Raw genomic sequence first — 15,841 nt, forward strand, 5'->3', positions numbered from 1 at the left:
GCGGTCTGGCAGCCCTTGCGATGGGCCTGGTCTCCTGCTTCGCCAATTCGGTTCAGATCCTCCAAGATCAGCAGAAGGTAGCAACGATGAGTACAAAGATGAAAACCATTTGTGTAGGCCGCTTCCTCGTCGATCTCCCAGTGGAGGCCCAGGTCAACATCAGTCATGGCTACACGGGAGGTTTTCACCTGTCCAGCGTTAGTGAAGAGTCGGACGGCGACTTTGCCGCCAGAATCCAGAATCTTGAAGATGAGTTTGCGGCGGCCCGAAGTGAAGATGGCAGGCCATACTTGCAATCGGCGAAATTTTTCAGGAATGGAAGCGCACAAGGCAAGGTATTCGTCTACAACCGCCGCCGGGGAGAGACGCTCGTCAACGATAAGGTGGTGGAGCTTGAAGATGTCAGTGTCCAGGGTCTGATACGTTTTGAAGGGCTAAGTGTTATTGCAAGTGCCGATTACATGGCCTTGGATGTCGGAGAAAGACTGGACCGGCTACTGCGTCAAATTCGGCCGCTCGATGGAAATGAACTGCCACGCGAGAGGGGTTTCTGTATAGACCACGCGATCGTGTCCGATCCCATCGACGACGCGGATACCGAAAAAGTGGTCATGTTCGCGGGTTTGCCCGGCCATCCCGATGTAAATATCGTGCTCTCATCGATGGCCGGCACCGACCCGGCACCCGGCCTCCTGGAGCGCCACGCAAGATCCGCCGAACGGCTACCTTTGTTCGTGCGCATGGCATCCACGGATCTGCGTGCAGGAAAGCGAATCGTTAACGGCTTGAACGGTGATGAAGTCGGCATTCGCATACGGGAGCCCAACTTCACGACAGGCTACTCCTTTAGATGGGAAATGCGCGGTAAACAGGACGACATTTACGCCCCCGTGTTAGCGCTGGAACTGGTATCCGGCGCTAACCCCGTCAATGGCGGTAAGCCAGTCCAGTCGACCTTATCGGAAGACGCGATGACTGCGCTTTGGGAGCGCGTCGTGAGCAGCATACGGATTCGCCCGACCGAACCGCGCAGGACCACCGTCGCGGCCGAAGCTTCGGCCGCACTCGGGACCAGCGTGCTGGCTGGAGACGTATGTCCTGAGACAGGGTGGTGGAGATGTGCTGAAGGTGGGCATGGCACAGGAGTTTTTGGCGGCGAGCGGCAGTTCCTCAAAAAAGGGCAGCGCGTGCCCCAGGCGCTATTGCTGCCTCCGGCGACCCTGTGGCAGCGCTTGCGTGGAATGCAGCCGAGCTACGAGAGCGCAAACCGCACGACGTGGACATTGGCTGACAAGCGAAGCAACAAACGGGTCCCGTCACCTTGCGGACTTGAGCAAGCTCTGCCAGGGCCGGAAGCAGGTGCCGTTCCCGCTGGTGCCAGCCCTGCCGCCAGCATTGAGGCGCCAATTGGTAGCGTCGCGAAGACCGGGGCCGCTTGCCCGGCGAGCGGATGGTGGTGCTGCGAGGACGGTCATGCACTCGACGGGACACGCTGGTTTGCAGCAGGTAGCCTGCTCCCTGCCGCAACGTTCCGTACTCAAGTGCACGGCCATGGTGCCGGCCAGCCTGGGTTGATTCATCGTCGAAGCGCCTGGCAGTTGGTCCGCCATGCTGAGGCCCCGGCGGACGGCGGCGCGCCAAGTTCAGAGGTAGGCCTATCTGGTCGACATAAGCCACGGGCCTCATAGCGCGGCCTGCAACGAATGCGGAAGCGTATGGAGCGGGGGATGGCCTTGCTTAGTAAGCGGCAACGACGCTGGATCGAAGTAATCTCGGTGGCGTTCGTCATGCTTGGCTTCGGACTCCTTAGTTCGCTGAGGGCCGCCGAGGACAACCGTCAGGCAGAGCAAATGACCGGTTCGATGAAGGTCGTATGCGTGGGGCGCTACTTGATCTATATTCCGGCCCAGGCAAGCTTCAGTTTGGGTCGAGGGTTTGTGGGTGGATATGCCATACCGACTTCTTTCCTCGAAACGGACGATGAGTTTGCAACGCGTGTGCGTCAATTTGAAGCTGAGCTTTCCAGCGCGCGTAATGGGCACGGTGGCCTGAGTCTTGCATGAACGCGACCTCCAGCTGCACTCCCCTGATCTCCGTGGATCGGGATCGCTGATCTGATGCGACCAGATGCGCGTCGCTATCCTCGCATTCCTGGGCGGCGCCTGGTTTCTGCAAACCAGACCGACGCTGCCTGAGCTGACAGTCCTCGTAAGTTGCTTGTTGGTAGCAGTTTTGGCTCTACTTCTTCGCGGTCAAGCCCGGAGTAGTCTGATTGGTTTCCTGCTAGGTTACACATGGGCCTGCGCGATTGCGTTGCACACACTGGATAGCAGCCTGGCGCGTTCCGACGAAGGCCGCGACGTCGCTATCGTCGGCATGGTCGACAGCCTCCCGCACCGCTTCGAAGGCGGCGCGCGCTTCCAGTTCCTTATCGAACACGTGGAAACACCAGGCGTGCGCGTGCCTGGGCGGGTCGCGCTTTCCTGGTACGGCCAGGCGGCGAGCGATCCGCAACTGGTCCGGCCGGGCGAGCGCTGGCGCCTGGCCGTGCGTCTCCAGCGCCCGCACGGCAATGCCAATCCCCATGGCTTCGACTACGAGGCCTGGCTGCTGGAGCAGGGCATCCGCGCGACCGGCTATGTACGTCCTGCAGGCCGCGGCAACCGTCGTCTCGACGCCTGGGTCCCGGGTCCGCGCAACATGGTGGAGCGAACCCGCGCGCTGCTGCGCGACCGGATCGCCGCAACGCTGGCCGGCAAACCCTACGCCGGCGTGATCGTCGCCCTGGTGATCGGCGACCAGCGCGGCATCGCGCAATCCGACTGGGATGTTTTCAACCGCACCGGCATCAGCCACCTGGTCTCTATCTCCGGCCTGCACATCACGATGCTCGCAGGCCTGGCCGCATGGCTGACGTCCTTCCTGTGGCGGCGCTCCTTCTTCACCTCGGCGCAGCTGCCGCTGTATTTGCCGGCCCAGAAGGCCGCGGCCCTTGCCGGTGCAACGACGGCCTTGCTCTACGTGCTGCTGGCCGGCTTCGGCGTCCCAGCCCAGCGCACCTTCTACATGCTCGCTGTCGTCGCCGTCGCGCTCTGGGTGGGGCGCGTCACGGCGGCCTCCCATGTCCTTTGCCTGGCGCTGGGCGTCGTGGTGCTGCTCGATCCGTGGGCAATGCTGTGGCCCGGCTTCTGGCTCTCGTATGGCGCCGTGGCCGCCATCCTCTACGCCAGCGTCGGCCGCCTGGAGCGGAAACAGCCCGGATGGCGCGGCGGGCTGCTGCTGGCGGCACGCACGCAGTGGGCCGTGACCGTGGGCCTGGTGCCGCTCACCTTGCTGCTGTTCGGGCAGGTATCGCTGGTAAGTCCACTCGCGAATGCGGTCGCGATCCCCGTCATCAGCCTGTTCGTGACACCGCTCGCCCTCCTGGGCAGCGTGCTGCCCAGCCCCCTGGCTGGATGGGCCCTGGGCGCGGCGCATGGCGCCGTGGAGCTGCTGGCGGGATGCCTGGGATGGCTGGCCGCGCCGCGTCTCGCCGTGTGGAGCGCCCCTGCGCCGGCGCCGTGGATCCTGGTCCTGGCCCTGGTCGGCGCCGCTTGGTTGCTGGCGCCGCGCGGATGGCCGCACCGCTGGGCGGGGCTGGCGGCGTGGACGCCGCTGCTGACCCAGCTGCCATCGAGTCCGCCGGCGGGGGAATTCAACGTCACCGCCTTCGACGTCGGCCAGGGCATGGCGCTGCTGGTCGAAACCCATCGCCACCGCCTGCTCTACGACACCGGCCCCCAGTACGCGCCGGGCGCCAACGGCGCAACCCGCGTCATCCTTCCCTTTCTGCGTGGCCGAGGCATCGGAAGCCTGGATACGATGGTGGTCTCGCACAGCGACATCGACCATTCCGGCGGGGCGGCCGACATGCTGGCGACCTTGCCGGTGACCGATCTGCTTTCCTCGCTGCCGCAGTCGCATCCGGCGGTGGAAGCGGCGCGGCGGCACACACGCTGCGGCGCCGGCCAGCAATGGCGCTGGGATGGCGTCCTGTTCGAAATGATCGGCCCGGAAACGGCCAGCTACGCCGACCATACGCTCAAGCCCAACGCGCGCAGCTGCGTACTGCGCATCAGCGCCGGCGGCAAGGCGATCCTGCTCGCGGCCGACATTGAAGCCGTGCAGGAAGCCGATCTCGTACGCCGCTCGCCGCAGGCCCTGCGCGCCGACGTGCTGCTCGCCCCGCACCACGGAAGCGGCACCTCGTCCACCATGGCCTTCCTGCAGACGGTCAAGCCCACGCTTGGGGTGTTCCAGGTCGGCTATCGCAATCGTTATCGCCATCCAAAAGCCGAGGTCTACGCGCGCTACGCCGACCTGGGCATCCGCCGCCTGCGTACCGACGAAACCGGCACGGTGACGCTCCACTTCGGCCAGGCGCTGTCCGTGACCGAGCACCGGCGCGAACACGCGCGCTATTGGCACGGGCGATAGACAGCTATTCCGCGAGCAGCTGGTAACCAAGCCGGTACATGGTCTGCAGGCAGGAACGCCCGTCATTCATCCGCCCCAGCTTGTGGCGCAGGCTGCTCAAGTGCACGTCGACATTGCGGTCATTCCGCGCCAGCGGCCGCCCGAGCCCAAGTTCCGAGAGTTCATGCTTGCTGACCGGCCGCCCCGGATTGCGGACCAATACGTCGAGGAGGTTGAATTCGCTGCTGGTCAGGGCGAGCGGCTGGCCGTCCCAGTACGCGCCGCGCTGCTCCGGATACACGGCCAGCTTGCCGAGCGTGAGCGCGATGCCGGGACTGTCGTCCGGCCCCTGGCTGCGGCGCAGGATGGCGCGCACGCGCGCCGTCAGTTCGCGGGGCGTACAGGGCTTGCTCACGTAATCGTCGGCCCCCAGCTCCAGGCCCAGGATGCGGTCGGCATCGTCGGCGCAGCCGGTGAGCATGAGCACGGGGATGCTGCTGTGGCTGCGAATCCGGCGCAAGGGGCGATGCCGTTCATGCCCGGCATGAGGACATCGAGCACGGCGATCGCGTAATCGCCGGACAGGGCGGCGCGGGCGCCGGCTTCGCCATCGTGGGCGTAGCCGACAGGAAACCCTTCGCGCCGGAGGTAATCGGCGAACAGGCCAACGAGCTCGACGTCGTCGTCGATCAGCAGTACGGGACTCATTCCAAAAATCATAGCGAAAACGCCATCCGCGCGATGCACGGCTGGCGCGTTCGCCTGCGCGTTCAGACGCGCGGCAGCGAAATCCTGAGCTGCAAGCCGCCGCCCTCGCGATTGGCCGCCGCGATGTCGCCGCCGTGCGCCCGCACCACGCGCTGGGCGATGGCGAGGCCCAGGCCGTGGCCATCCACGCTCGTGCCGGAAGGGTTGGCGCGGTAGAAGGGCTCGAAGATGTGCGCCAGCTCGGCCGGCGCGATGCCGGGACCGCGGTCCAGGACCTCGACACGCGCCATGCCGTCCGTCGCGCCCACTACCACCTTCACCAGCCCGCCGGCCGCGCCATGCTTGACGGCATTGCGGACCACGTTCTCCAGCGCGCTCCACAACAGGTCCGGGTCGCCGTCGACGCTGACGCTGCCTTCCGCCTCGACCGCGATGCGCGGCGTGTCGTCGGGGTTGGCCTCGCCCGCTTCGAAGCGGGCATCCTCGACGATGGCGTCGACCAGTTCGGCCAGGTCGACCGATTCGCGCCTGGCGACTCCGTTCGACGCCTCCAGGCGCGACAGGGTCAGCAGCTCGCCGACCAGCTTGTCCATGCGGACGCTCTCGCGCTCGATGCGTTCCAGCGAGGAGGCGATGCGCTCGGGCCGCTGGTGCGCAAGGCCGACCGCCGCCTGCAGGCGCGCCAGCGGCGAGCGCAGTTCGTGCGAGACGTCGTGCAGCAGGCGGCGCTGGCCATCCATCAGCATGCGCAGCTGGCCGCTCATGCGGTCGAAGTCGCGTCCCAGGTCGCTCAGTTCGTCGCCGCCGGTGGGCTTGTCCACGAAGCGCGGCGCCAGGTCGCCGGCCGCGGCCGCGTCGAAGGCGCTGCGCAGCGCCCGGATCGGGCGGGCGAAGTACCAGGCGAGGAGGGCGGCGAACAGCAGGCTGGCCAGCACCGCGGCGATGATGCCGGCCGCCTGGCCGACGCGCCGGCCCCATCCCGGATCCATGCCCGGGCCGCGCAGGCCGCCGGGCGGCGGGCCGAAGCGGCGCGAGACCAGGGCCAGGTAGCGGCTGCCGTCCGGGGCGAGCAGCTGGCGCACGCCGCGCACCGGAATGCCTTCGCGCAGGCTGCGTTCGGCCTCCTGGATCAGCTCTGCCGGCACGGCGCGCCCCAGCAGGTCCCGGCGCTGGGCGTCCAGGACGAAAACCTGCGGGCGTTTCAGCTCGCCCAGCATGCCGCGCAGGGCGCCAATGCCGCCGTGCCTGAGCGTGGCGGTGGCGGCGTCGAGGACGATGGTGGCCGGCGGGCCGGTGTCGAGCACGGGCGCCTGGTGCTGGCGCGCCTGGTCGCGCAGCCAGAAGGCGCCGCCGATGCCGATGGTGGCCGCCACTTGCGCGAGCAGGATCGAGAAAAAGAACTTCCAGAACAAGCGGCCCATGCTATTCCCGGATCAGCTGGTAGCCCTGGCGGTAGATCGTCTGCAGGCAGGAGCGGCCGTCCGACAGGGGACCGAGCTTGTGGCGCAGGCTGCTCAGGTGGACGTCGATGTTGCGGTCGAAGCGCGCCAGCGGACGGCCCAGGCCCTGTTCCGACAGCTCGTTCTTGCTGACGGGGCGGCCGGCGTTGCGGGCCAGGACTTCGAGCAGGTTGAATTCGGTGCTGGTCAGGTCGAGCGGGGCGCCGTCCCAGGTGGCGCGGCGCTGCTCGGGCAGCATGGTCAGCTTGCCGACCGTGAGCGCCGCGCCGGGTGCACCGCCGGCTTGCGCCTGGGTGCGGCGCAGGATGGCGCGCACCCGCGCGGTAAGTTCGCGCGGCGTGCAGGGCTTGGCGACGTAGTCGTCGGCGCCCAGTTCCAGGCCCAGGATGCGGTCGGCGTCGTCGCCGCGCGCGGTCAGCATCAGGATCGGGATGCGGCTGGCGGCGCGGATCTGGCGCAGGGCGTCGATGCCGCTCATGCCGGGCATCATGACGTCGAGGATGACGATGGCATGCTGGCCCGCCAGCGCTTCGCGCACGCCGTCCTCGCCGTTATGGACGCAGGAGACCTGGAAGCCCTCCTGTTCGAGGTATTCCGCGAACATGCTGACCAGCTCGACGTCGTCGTCGATGAGGAGTACGTGGTTCATGGTGCAAGGATAACAAACCACGCCAGCCGCCCACTTGTCGCGCGGGGAAGATTTACCTTCTTTTACGCCGCTTGGCGGCGTTTTACATGGCTGCGCAACAGAATGGCGGCTCCGTACCACCAGAGGAAACCACCATGAACAAGCACTCCCTCCGCCTCGCGGCCGCCATCGCCGCCTGCATCCTGTCGGCGCCGGCCGTCCTGGCGCAATCCATGCCGCTCGAGGGCATGGACCATCCCGGCCGCATGGAGGGCCACGGCCCCGGCGGCCATCCGCGCCTGGCGTGACTGGATCTCAGCGAGGCGCAGCAGGACCGCGTGAGCCGCTGCTGCGCCTGCGCGTCGACGTCCGGATCATGGCGGCGCTGACGCCGGAGCAGCGTGCGCAAATGGAGCGCCGCCCGCAACCGCGCCGCGAGCGCCGATAAGGAGCCCGTCATGCACGACCACGACCGGGGCCTCGCCGTCGATCTCGAGAACATGCTCGCCCAGCCGGCCAGCCGGCGCCGGTCGCTACGCTGGCTGCTGGCCGGCGCGGCATCGCTGCCGCTGGCCGGCTACGGCGGCAGAGGTGCCGGCGGCGACTACGGCATCACGACTTCCACCACGACCAGCGGCGCGGCTACGGACACGGGAACCGTGGCCTGCACGGTAATTCCCGAGGAGACCGCCGGCCCGTACCCGGACGACGGCAGCAAGCGCAACGTCAACGGCGTCGACAACGCATTGGCCCTGGCGGGCATCGTCCGCAGCGACATCCGCGCCAGCGTCGGCGGCGCGACCGGCGTGGCCGAGGGAATCCCGCTGACCATCCGCCTGAAGATGGTGAACGTGGCCGCCGGCTGCACGCCGGCGGCCGGCGTGGCGGTCTACCTGTGGCATTGCACCCGCGAGGGCGGCTATTCGATGTACTCCAGCGGCATCGCCGGCGAGAACTACCTGCGCGGCGTGCAGGAGGCCGACAGCCAGGGTGGCGTCAGCTTCACCACCATCTTCCCCGGGTGTTATGACGGACGCAAGCCGCATGGGCATGGCGAGGTCTATCCGAGCCTGGCCAAGGCCGGCAGCGCGGCGAACAAGATCAAGACCTCGCAGTTCACTTTCCCGATGGCGGTCCTGAACGAGGCTTACGCGTCCTCCGGCTACAGCGCCAGCGTGCGCAACCTGGCGCAGCTGAGCTACGCGAACGACATGGTGTTCGCCGCCGGCACGGCGCTGCGGATGGCCAGCGTCACCGGCAACGCGGCGCAAGGGTATGTGGCGACCCTGGCAGTAGGCGTTTCCCTCTAAACAAGCGCCGCGGGACGGTCGTGCAGGCGGCGAGCCATTAGAATGGTTCGCCATATTCCACCATCGTCCCGCGTCCATGTCCAAACCGCTTCTTCACTTCGCCCACGGCAACAGCTACCCGGCGGGATCGTACAACCGCCTGCTGGAGGCCCTGCGCCAGCACTACGACGTACGGACGCTCGACATGCATGGGCACGATCCGCGCTATCCGGTGGACGACGGCTGGCACAACCTGGTGGACGAACTGATCGTCCACCTGGAAACCTACGGCCGTCCGGCCATCCTGGTCGGCCATTCGCTGGGAGGCATGCTGTGCGCGATGGCTGCCAAGCGCCGCCCCGACCTGGCGCGTTGCGTGGTGATGCTGGATTCGCCTGTGGTGGCGGGCTGGCGCGCCATGCTGTGGCGCGCGGTCAAGGGCTTGGGCCTGGGCTCGCGCTTTTCGCCTGCCCAGTTCTCGGAAAAGCGCCGCCACCTGTGGCCGGACCGGCAATCCGCCTACGAACACTTCGCCTCGAAGCCGATGTTCCAGGCCTGGGCGCCCGGCGCGCTGGACGATTACCTGGACCATGGCCTGGAGCCGCATCCCGAAGGACTGACCCTGCGCTTCCGGCGCGAGGTCGAGACGGCGATCTACAACGGCCTGCCGCATCACCTGGGCGGGATACTCTGCGAAGCATTCCCGGTGCCGGTCGGCTTCATCGCGGGCACCGATTCCGAAGAGCTGCGCCAGGCCAGCCTGGCGCCCACGCGCAAGCTGGTGGGCGAGAACCTGGTCAAGATCCAGGGAACGCATTTGTACCCGATGGAAAAGCCGGAGGCGACGGCCCGCCTGACGCACGAGATGATCGGGCGCCTGCTGGGCCAGGTCGCACGCGATCCCGTGGCCAGAAGGGTCGCGCAAGCCGGCTAAGCGGCCTGTCCAGGCGGCTGATTGGAGCGCCTTATTCGGCGTTGAGCGGCCTGGGCTGGGAATCCATGGCGTCGCGGTAGCCTTGCTGTCCGACCGCCCGCACCAGGCGGTCGTTGGACTTCGCATTGCGGATGCGCGAGCCGGTTCGCTGGTGTTCGCCGGATCCGGCGATCTCCGGTCCCGCCATCGCGGGCGGCACCTCTTCGGGGACGGGTGGGGCGGCGCAGCCGGCCAGCGCCAGCAGGGCTGCAGACAGCAGGGCGTTCGTTGCGTGACGCATCTCAAGCTCCGTGGTCGGGGACTCCCATGCTACGCACAAATGATCAATTCGACAATCCTGTCCAAGCCAACAGGGCACCGGGCGGATTATTTCGCGTAAAATTGCAGGATTTTCTTCCTGCTTTGGAAACACCACGATGACTATCAAGAGCGACAAATGGATCCGCCGCATGGCGGAAGAACACGGCATGATCGAACCCTTCTCGCCAGGCCAGGTGCGCGAGTCGGACGGCCGCAAGATCATTTCGTGGGGCACGTCTTCGTACGGCTACGATATCCGCTGCGCGGACGAGTTCAAGGTGTTCACGAACATCAACAGCACCATCGTGGACCCGAAGAACTTCGATTCCAACTCCTTTGTCGACGTCAAGAGCGATGTCTGCATCATCCCGCCGAATTCCTTCGCGCTGGCCCGCACCATCGAGTACTTCCGCATCCCGCGCAACGTGCTGACCGTCTGCCTGGGCAAGTCGACCTACGCGCGCTGCGGTATCATCGTCAACGTCACCCCGTTCGAACCCGAGTGGGAAGGCTACGTGACCCTGGAGTTCTCGAACACCACGCCGCTGCCCGCCAAGATCTACGCCGGCGAAGGCTGCGCCCAAGTGCTGTTCTTCGAGAGCGACGAAGTCTGCGAAACCTCGTACAAGGACCGCGGCGGCAAGTACCAGGGCCAGCACGGCGTGACCCTGCCGAAAACCTGATTCATTTTTCGACAGGTATTTGCCGAATTTGAATCATATTTTGGGGTCCACATGTCCGCCTGCTGCAGCGGCGGCTGCTCAACGGGCAAGCCGCCAGTCGATCCGCGCTACCGCCGCATCCTCTGGATTGCCCTCTGGGTGAACGCCCTGATGTTCGTTGTCGAGCTGGCGGGCGGCTGGCGGGCGGGCTCGGTCTCGCTGCTGGCCGACGCCGTCGACTTCCTGGGCGATGCGGCCAATTACGGCATTTCCCTGTTCGTCCTCGCGCTGGCGCCCGTGTGGCGCTCGCGCACCGCTCTGCTCAAGGGGGCGACCATGGGCCTGTATGGCCTGTTCGTCCTGGCGACGACCTTCTGGCACCTCCGTTCCGGCACCGTACCGCAAGCCCAGACCATGGGCGCCATCGGCGTGGCCGCGCTGGCCGCCAACTGCCTGGTCGGCGCCTTGCTGTTCGCCTACCGCAACGGCGACGCCAACATGCGCTCGGTCTGGCTCTGCACCCGCAATGACGCCATCGGCAACCTGGCGGTGCTGCTGGCAGCCGTCGGCGTCTGGAAGGCCGGCAGCGGCGTGCCCGACCTGCTGGTGGCGACCGTCATGGGGCTGCTCGGTTTGTCGGCGGCGCGCACGGTGATCGGCCAGGCCCTGGGCGAGCTGCGCGCCGGGGCCTCGGTGGTCGCGCTCAGGCGCCGCTGAGCGGGCCCAGGCGTGCAAGCTTGTCCGGATTGCGCGTCACATAGATGGCCTTGATCTTGCCGTCGTCGATGTCCACCGCGATGGTCTGGGGCAGCGCATCGTTTTCGAGCGTGATCTGGCCCGGCAGGCCGTCGATCGAGGCGTCGCGCAGCACTTCGGCTGCGCTCCATCCCTTGCCGGCCAGCGCGGCCAGGAAGCGGCTCACCTTGTCCAGGCCATAGATCGGGTTGATCGACGAGTTGCGCTTGCCGCCGCCATCCGCATAGAACACCACATCGTCCGCCAGCAACTGCTTGAGCTGGCCCAGGTTCCCGCTGCGCGACGCGGCGAAGAAGGCGCTGGCGATCTTCCGGCGCTGCTCATCGGGCACCGGGAAGCGCGGACGCGCCGCAGCGACATGGGTGCGCGCGCGGCTGGCCAGCTGGCGCGCGGCCGCCGGGTCGCGGCCGATGGCGTCGGCCACCTCGTTGAACTCCATCTCGAACACATCGTGCAGCAGGAAAGCGGCGCGCTCCAGTGGCGACAGGCGTTCCATGGCCAGCATCAGGGGCAGGGTGATGTCGTCGGTCTCGTCGCCGGGGTCGATGAAAGGTTCGGGCAGCCAGGCGCCGATGTACTGCTCGCGCTGGACGCGGGCGGATTTCAGCACGTCGAGGCAGAGGCGGGTGACGGTGCGGACCAGGTAGGCCTCGGGTTCGATCACGGCTTCGCGGTCGGCGTTGTGCCAGCGCAGGTAGGCGTCCTGCACCACGTCCTCGGCTTCGGCAACGGAACCGAGCATGCGGTAGGCGATGCGCTGCAGCCGTCGGCGGCGGGAGGCGAAGAAGCTCGCGTGATCAAGGTTGATGGGGTCCATGCGCTGGGAGCTTACTCCTGGCGTGGCGGGGACGCTAGTACAGGATTGGAGAGGAGTGGCGGGCATGTCGTCCTTGGTGGATGCTGGGGATGCAGCAAGGACGATTCAGGGAGGCGGCGTGTGACATGGGCTGCACATATTTTGCGGCCGCGCATCGAACTTGGGTCCCCGCCAAGGGAGCCCAAGTTCGCACCGCGGCCCGACAAGCAAAAAGCCCGGCTTTTGCCGGGCTCCTCTACAGCATGCGCTCAGGCATCCTGTCTGACGCAATCCACGAAGTAGTCCAGCTTGCCGTCCACCACGCGCTTGACGAGCCCGTGCACGTCCGTCTCGAAGCCCGGGAAGCGCTCGTTGAAATCACGCGCGAAGCGCAGATAGTCGACGATGGTCTTGTTGAAGCGCTCGCCCGGAATCAGGAGCGGAATGCCCGGCGGATACGGCGTTAGCAGGATCGCCGTGATCCGGCCCTCCAGCTGGTCGATCGCCACGCGCTCGATCTGGCGGTGCGCCATCTTGGCGAAGGCGTCCGACGGCTTCATGGCCGGCACCATGTCCGACAGGTACATCTCGGTGGTCAGGCGCGCTACGTCGTACTGCGCGTAGAACTGGTGGATCTCGGTGCACAGGTCGCGCAGGCCGCGGTTTTCGTAGCGCGGGTTGGCGCTCGCGAACTGCGGCATCACGCGCCACATCGGCTGGTTCTTGTCGTAGTCGTCCTTGAACTGCTGCAGCGCCGTCACCAGGGTGTTCCAGCGGCCCTTGGTGATGCCGATGGTGAACATGATGAAGAACGAGTACAGGCCGCACTTCTCGATGATCACGCCATGCTCGGCCAGGTACTTGGTCACGATCGAGGCAGGGATGCCGGTCTCGCCAAACTTGCCGTCCAGGCCCAGGCCTGGGGTCACGATGGTGGACTTGATCGGGTCCAGCATGTTGAAGCCTTCGGCCAGCTTGCCGAAGCCGTGCCAGTCGTCGTCGGCGTGGATCATCCAGTCCTTCTGCTCGCCGATGCCTTCTTCCGACAGCACGTCCGGGCCCCAGACCTTGAACCACCAGTCCTGGCCGAAGTCCTCGTCCACCTTCTTCATGGCGCGGCGGAAGTCCAGCGCTTCCAGGATCGATTCCTCCACCAGGGCGGTGCCGCCCGGCGCTTCCATCATGGCCGCGGCCACGTCGCAGGACGCGATGATCGAGTACTGCGGAGAGGTCGAGGTGTGCATCAGGTAGGCCTCGTTGAAGGCGTCCTGGTCCAGCTTGACCGATTCCGACTCGCGCACCAGCACCTGCGAGGCCTGCGACAGGCCGGCCAGCAGCTTGTGGGTCGACTGGGTCGAGAAGATCATCGACTCCTTGGCGCGCGGGCGGTCCTTGCCGATCGCGTGCATGTTCTTGTAGAAGTCGTGGAAGGCGGCGTGCGGCAGCCAGGCTTCGTCGAAGTGCAGGGTGTCGATCTTCCCGTCCAGCATTTCGCGCAGGGTCTCGACGTTGTAGACCACGCCGTCGTAGGTCGACTGGGTGATGGTCAGGATGCGCGGCTTCTTGTTGACGGCTTCGCGCGCGAACGGATTCGCCTCGATCTTGCGGGCGATCGACTCGGGCGTGAACTCTTCCAGCGGGATCGGGCCGATGATGCCCAGGTTGTTACGGGTCGGCATCAGGAACACCGGCACCGCGCCGCACATGATGATCGAGTGCAGGATCGACTTGTGGCAGTTGCGGTCCACGACCACGATGTCGCCCGGAGCCACGGTCGAGTGCCAGACCATCTTGTTCGAGGTCGAGGTGCCGTTGGTCACGAAGTAGCAGTGGTCGGCGTTGTAGATGCGCGCTGCGTTGCGTTCGGACTTGGCCACCGGGCCGGTGTGGTCGAGCAGCTGGCCGAGTTCCTCGACCGCGTTGCAGACGTCGGCGCGCAGCATGTTCTCGCCGAAGAACTGGTGGAACATCTGGCCGATCGGCGACTTCAGGAAGGCCACGCCGCCCGAGTGGCCCGGGCAGTGCCACGAGTAGGAGCCGTCGTAGGCATAGTTCACCAGCGCGCGGAAGAAGGGCGGCGCCAGGCTGTCGAGGTAGGACTTGGCTTCGCGGATGATGTGGCGCGCCACGAATTCCGGGGTGTCCTCGAACATGTGGATGAAGCCGTGCAGCTCCTTCAGGATGTCGTTCGGGATATGGCGGCTGGTGCGGGTCTCGCCGTAGATGTAGATCGGGATGTCCGCGTTCTTGTGGCGGATCTCCTGGACGAAGGCGCGCAGGCCGGCCAGGGCGAAATCCGTCTCTTCCAGCGAGCCGCCGCCGAATTCCTCGTCGTCGATCGACAGCACGAAAGCGGATGCGCGCGACTGCTGCTGGGCGAAGGACGACAGGTCGCCGTAGCTGGTTACGCCCACGACCTCCATGCCTTCCTGTTCCATCGCGGCCGCCAGGGCGCGAATGCCGAGACCGGAGGTGTTCTCCGAGCGGAAGTCCTCGTCAATGATGACGATGGGGAAACGAAATTTCATCGACAGCTCCAATGCGAAGCGCCGTGGGGGCGGCGGTCCCTCACCGGGTCATCCCGGACAGGCCCGGCCGCCGCGCACGGCACCGAAAAAAAGAAGAAGCGGATTTTCGCAGAAATCGCGGACTCCGGTGCAATTATTTTTGCTAGATTATCCAGAGTCCCCGATCACTGGCGCACTTTAGCCGTCCAGCCGCCGCCCCGCGCGCCGCAAGCCCTCCGTCAGGGCCGCCGCAGCGAGCGCGCTCATCAGGGGAACCGGCGACAGGGCGGTCGGCGTGGTGTGCAGGGCGGCGAAGACCGCGAGGGTGATCCCGAAGGCGGCGACGGCGCATGTGAGGGTCAGCAGCCAGGTGCGGCGCGCCAGCAAGGTGATGGCGGCCAGGGTGATCGCGATCTGCTGGGCCACCGAGGCCGCGGCCCACTGGCGCTGGCGGTGCAGCTCTTCCTCGGCACGGCGGTTCCATTCGCTCGACGAGGCTTCCCAGCGCTCGGCTTCCTTGCGGATGGTTTCCTTCTCGCTCTGGTAACGTTCCATCTCGTCGCGGTAGCGCAGCTGGTTCACGCCCGGCAGGTTGGAAGCCAGCTCGGCCAGGTTCTGCTTGTTCGACTTGGCCTGGTAATGGCTCCAGGCGTTGGCCGCGCTGGTCTTGTCGATCGCCGCGTTGCTCTTGTACATGGCGGCGTCGTTGTGCGAGCTGCTGCCGAGGAAGGCGAACAGGGTGCCGATGGTCGCCAGTACGGCGATCAGGACCGCGATCTTGCCGGCGAAACGGTCGCCGCCGCGCGAGCCCGGCGGGAGGATGTGTTGGTCGGCCATTCAGCGCTCCTTGCGGACGTAGGTGACGAAGGCGTAGTCGACGCCGTCGGCGTCGGAGTGATGCGTCTCGCGCTCGGTCTCGACCCAGACCTCCGGGTCGATGGCCGGGAAGAAGGTGTCGCAGCGGTAGACGCGGTCGATGTGGGTGACGATCATCGCGTCCGCGATGTCCATCGACTCGCGGAAGATCTGGGCGCCGCCGATGATGCTGGCCGGCTCGCCCGCCAGCAGGGCCACGGCCGCCTCGAGGGAGGGCGCGGTCTCGACGCCTTCGTGGTGCCATTCAAGGTTGCGGGTGACGACGATGTTGCGCCGCTTGGGCAGCGGACGGCCGATCGAGTCGAAGGTCTTGCGGCCCATGATGATGGGCTTGCCCAGGGTGACGCGCTTGAAGTGGGCCAGGTCTTCGGGCAGGTGCCAGGGGAGCTGGTTGTCGACGCCGATGCCGTTCTGGGCGTCGACCGCAACCACGAGAGTCAGCTGCGCCATTGGCCTGCTCCCAAAGGTGA

The 15,841-nt window shown here is 66.4% G+C and carries 15 protein-coding genes and 1 pseudogene; 8 read left to right on the top strand and 8 right to left on the bottom strand.

The features are described 5' to 3' along the window. Nucleotides 1-20 precede the first annotated feature (20 nt). From J8847_RS00160 to J8847_RS00170, 3 genes are all read left to right on the top strand, one after another. Nucleotides 21-1,688 (top strand): T6SS immunity protein Tli4 family protein, encoded by a 1,668-nt coding sequence (locus J8847_RS00160; RefSeq protein ID WP_211522667.1) that lies wholly within the window; start codon nucleotides 21-23, stop codon nucleotides 1,686-1,688. A gap of 39 nt (nucleotides 1,689-1,727) precedes the next feature. Further along, complete coding sequence (locus J8847_RS00165) at nucleotides 1,728-2,063, top strand: hypothetical protein (protein ID WP_211522668.1); 336 nt, start codon at nucleotides 1,728-1,730, stop codon at nucleotides 2,061-2,063. A 64-nt stretch (nucleotides 2,064-2,127) separates the two neighbouring features. Then, on the top strand, nucleotides 2,128-4,476 hold the full coding sequence (locus J8847_RS00170; protein WP_211522669.1) for a DNA internalization-related competence protein ComEC/Rec2: 2,349 nt from the start codon (nucleotides 2,128-2,130) through the stop codon (nucleotides 4,474-4,476). A 4-nt stretch (nucleotides 4,477-4,480) separates the two neighbouring features. Here J8847_RS00170 and J8847_RS00175 read toward each other — a convergent pair. From J8847_RS00175 to J8847_RS00185, 3 genes and pseudogenes are all read right to left on the bottom strand, one after another. After that, nucleotides 4,481-5,163, bottom strand: a pseudogene (locus J8847_RS00175) (response regulator transcription factor). Nucleotides 5,164-5,225: 62 nt separating this feature from the next. Then, nucleotides 5,226-6,584 (bottom strand): cell wall metabolism sensor histidine kinase WalK, encoded by a 1,359-nt coding sequence (locus J8847_RS00180; protein ID WP_211522670.1) that lies wholly within the window; start codon nucleotides 6,582-6,584, stop codon nucleotides 5,226-5,228. A 1-nt stretch (nucleotide 6,585) separates the two neighbouring features. Then, entirely contained in the window at nucleotides 6,586-7,272 is a 687-nt protein-coding gene (locus J8847_RS00185) for a response regulator transcription factor (RefSeq protein WP_211522671.1), read from the bottom strand. A 134-nt stretch (nucleotides 7,273-7,406) separates the two neighbouring features. Between J8847_RS00185 and J8847_RS00190 the strand changes: the two genes are divergently transcribed. The 3 genes from J8847_RS00190 (at nucleotide 7,407) to J8847_RS00200 (ending at nucleotide 9,474) form a co-directional block, all read left to right on the top strand. After that, nucleotides 7,407-7,559, top strand: a complete 153-nt coding sequence (locus J8847_RS00190) for a hypothetical protein (protein WP_211522672.1) — start codon at nucleotides 7,407-7,409, stop codon at nucleotides 7,557-7,559. A gap of 150 nt (nucleotides 7,560-7,709) precedes the next feature. Next, nucleotides 7,710-8,561 carry an intradiol ring-cleavage dioxygenase gene (locus J8847_RS00195; RefSeq protein WP_211522673.1) on the top strand — a complete coding sequence of 284 codons (852 nt, stop codon included), beginning with the start codon at nucleotides 7,710-7,712 and terminating at the stop codon, nucleotides 8,559-8,561. Nucleotides 8,562-8,637: 76 nt separating this feature from the next. Next, entirely contained in the window at nucleotides 8,638-9,474 is an 837-nt protein-coding gene (locus J8847_RS00200; protein ID WP_211522674.1) for an alpha/beta fold hydrolase, read from the top strand. Between the two features lie 31 nt (nucleotides 9,475-9,505). On the opposite strand, the gene J8847_RS00205 is transcribed toward J8847_RS00200, so the two are convergent. Beyond that, on the bottom strand, nucleotides 9,506-9,754 hold the full coding sequence (locus J8847_RS00205) for a hypothetical protein (RefSeq protein ID WP_211522675.1): 249 nt from the start codon (nucleotides 9,752-9,754) through the stop codon (nucleotides 9,506-9,508). A gap of 136 nt (nucleotides 9,755-9,890) precedes the next feature. On the opposite strand from J8847_RS00205, the gene dcd reads away from it, so the two are divergent. Both dcd and J8847_RS00215 read left to right on the top strand, forming a co-directional pair. Next, nucleotides 9,891-10,457, top strand: coding sequence for a dCTP deaminase (gene dcd, locus J8847_RS00210; protein WP_211522676.1), 567 nt, complete (start codon nucleotides 9,891-9,893; stop codon nucleotides 10,455-10,457). Nucleotides 10,458-10,508: 51 nt separating this feature from the next. After that, the gene (locus J8847_RS00215) at nucleotides 10,509-11,153 is read left to right on the top strand and encodes a cation transporter (RefSeq protein WP_211522677.1); all 645 of its coding nucleotides are present in this window, start codon (nucleotides 10,509-10,511) and stop codon (nucleotides 11,151-11,153) included. On the opposite strand, the gene J8847_RS00220 is transcribed toward J8847_RS00215, so the two are convergent. The 4 genes from J8847_RS00220 to J8847_RS00235 all read right to left on the bottom strand — a co-directional run bounded on the left by J8847_RS00220 (nucleotide 11,140) and on the right by J8847_RS00235 (nucleotide 15,821). Continuing rightward, nucleotides 11,140-12,009, bottom strand: a complete 870-nt coding sequence (locus tag J8847_RS00220; protein WP_211522678.1) for a sigma-70 family RNA polymerase sigma factor — start codon at nucleotides 12,007-12,009, stop codon at nucleotides 11,140-11,142. The two genes, J8847_RS00215 and J8847_RS00220, sit on opposite strands and share 14 nt — an antisense overlap. Nucleotides 12,010-12,257: 248 nt before the next feature. Further along, nucleotides 12,258-14,516 carry an arginine/lysine/ornithine decarboxylase gene (locus J8847_RS00225; RefSeq protein ID WP_211522679.1) on the bottom strand — a complete coding sequence of 753 codons (2,259 nt, stop codon included), beginning with the start codon at nucleotides 14,514-14,516 and terminating at the stop codon, nucleotides 12,258-12,260. A 177-nt stretch (nucleotides 14,517-14,693) separates the two neighbouring features. Then, nucleotides 14,694-15,332 (bottom strand): DUF4337 domain-containing protein, encoded by a 639-nt coding sequence (locus tag J8847_RS00230; protein WP_211522680.1) that lies wholly within the window; start codon nucleotides 15,330-15,332, stop codon nucleotides 14,694-14,696. Then, nucleotides 15,333-15,821, bottom strand: coding sequence for a dihydrofolate reductase (locus J8847_RS00235; protein WP_211522681.1), 489 nt, complete (start codon nucleotides 15,819-15,821; stop codon nucleotides 15,333-15,335). Between the last annotated feature and the right edge of the window lie 20 nt (nucleotides 15,822-15,841).

This window comes from Massilia sp. AB1, from assembly GCF_018119385.1.
Classification (GTDB): domain Bacteria; phylum Pseudomonadota; class Gammaproteobacteria; order Burkholderiales; family Burkholderiaceae_D; genus Telluria.

What these genes read in the sequence shown, in the direction of transcription:
- J8847_RS00215 (WP_211522677.1), top strand. Translation starts at nt 10,509, where the DNA reads ATGTCCGCCTGCTGCAGCGGCGGCTGCTCAACGGGCAAGCCGCCAGTC.
- J8847_RS00170 (WP_211522669.1), top strand. Translation starts at nt 2,128, where the DNA reads ATGCGCGTCGCTATCCTCGCATTCCTGGGCGGCGCCTGGTTTCTGCAA.
- J8847_RS00220 (WP_211522678.1), bottom strand. Translation starts at nt 12,009, where the DNA reads ATGGACCCCATCAACCTTGATCACGCGAGCTTCTTCGCCTCCCGCCGC.
- J8847_RS00225 (WP_211522679.1), bottom strand. Translation starts at nt 14,516, where the DNA reads ATGAAATTTCGTTTCCCCATCGTCATCATTGACGAGGACTTCCGCTCG.
- J8847_RS00185 (WP_211522671.1), bottom strand. Translation starts at nt 7,272, where the DNA reads ATGAACCACGTACTCCTCATCGACGACGACGTCGAGCTGGTCAGCATG.
- J8847_RS00190 (WP_211522672.1), top strand. Translation starts at nt 7,407, where the DNA reads ATGAACAAGCACTCCCTCCGCCTCGCGGCCGCCATCGCCGCCTGCATC.
- J8847_RS00160 (WP_211522667.1), top strand. Translation starts at nt 21, where the DNA reads ATGGGCCTGGTCTCCTGCTTCGCCAATTCGGTTCAGATCCTCCAAGAT.
- J8847_RS00205 (WP_211522675.1), bottom strand. Translation starts at nt 9,754, where the DNA reads ATGCGTCACGCAACGAACGCCCTGCTGTCTGCAGCCCTGCTGGCGCTG.
- dcd (WP_211522676.1), top strand. Translation starts at nt 9,891, where the DNA reads ATGACTATCAAGAGCGACAAATGGATCCGCCGCATGGCGGAAGAACAC.
- J8847_RS00230 (WP_211522680.1), bottom strand. Translation starts at nt 15,332, where the DNA reads ATGGCCGACCAACACATCCTCCCGCCGGGCTCGCGCGGCGGCGACCGT.
- J8847_RS00180 (WP_211522670.1), bottom strand. Translation starts at nt 6,584, where the DNA reads ATGGGCCGCTTGTTCTGGAAGTTCTTTTTCTCGATCCTGCTCGCGCAA.
- J8847_RS00200 (WP_211522674.1), top strand. Translation starts at nt 8,638, where the DNA reads ATGTCCAAACCGCTTCTTCACTTCGCCCACGGCAACAGCTACCCGGCG.
- J8847_RS00165 (WP_211522668.1), top strand. Translation starts at nt 1,728, where the DNA reads ATGGCCTTGCTTAGTAAGCGGCAACGACGCTGGATCGAAGTAATCTCG.
- J8847_RS00235 (WP_211522681.1), bottom strand. Translation starts at nt 15,821, where the DNA reads ATGGCGCAGCTGACTCTCGTGGTTGCGGTCGACGCCCAGAACGGCATC.
- J8847_RS00195 (WP_211522673.1), top strand. Translation starts at nt 7,710, where the DNA reads ATGCACGACCACGACCGGGGCCTCGCCGTCGATCTCGAGAACATGCTC.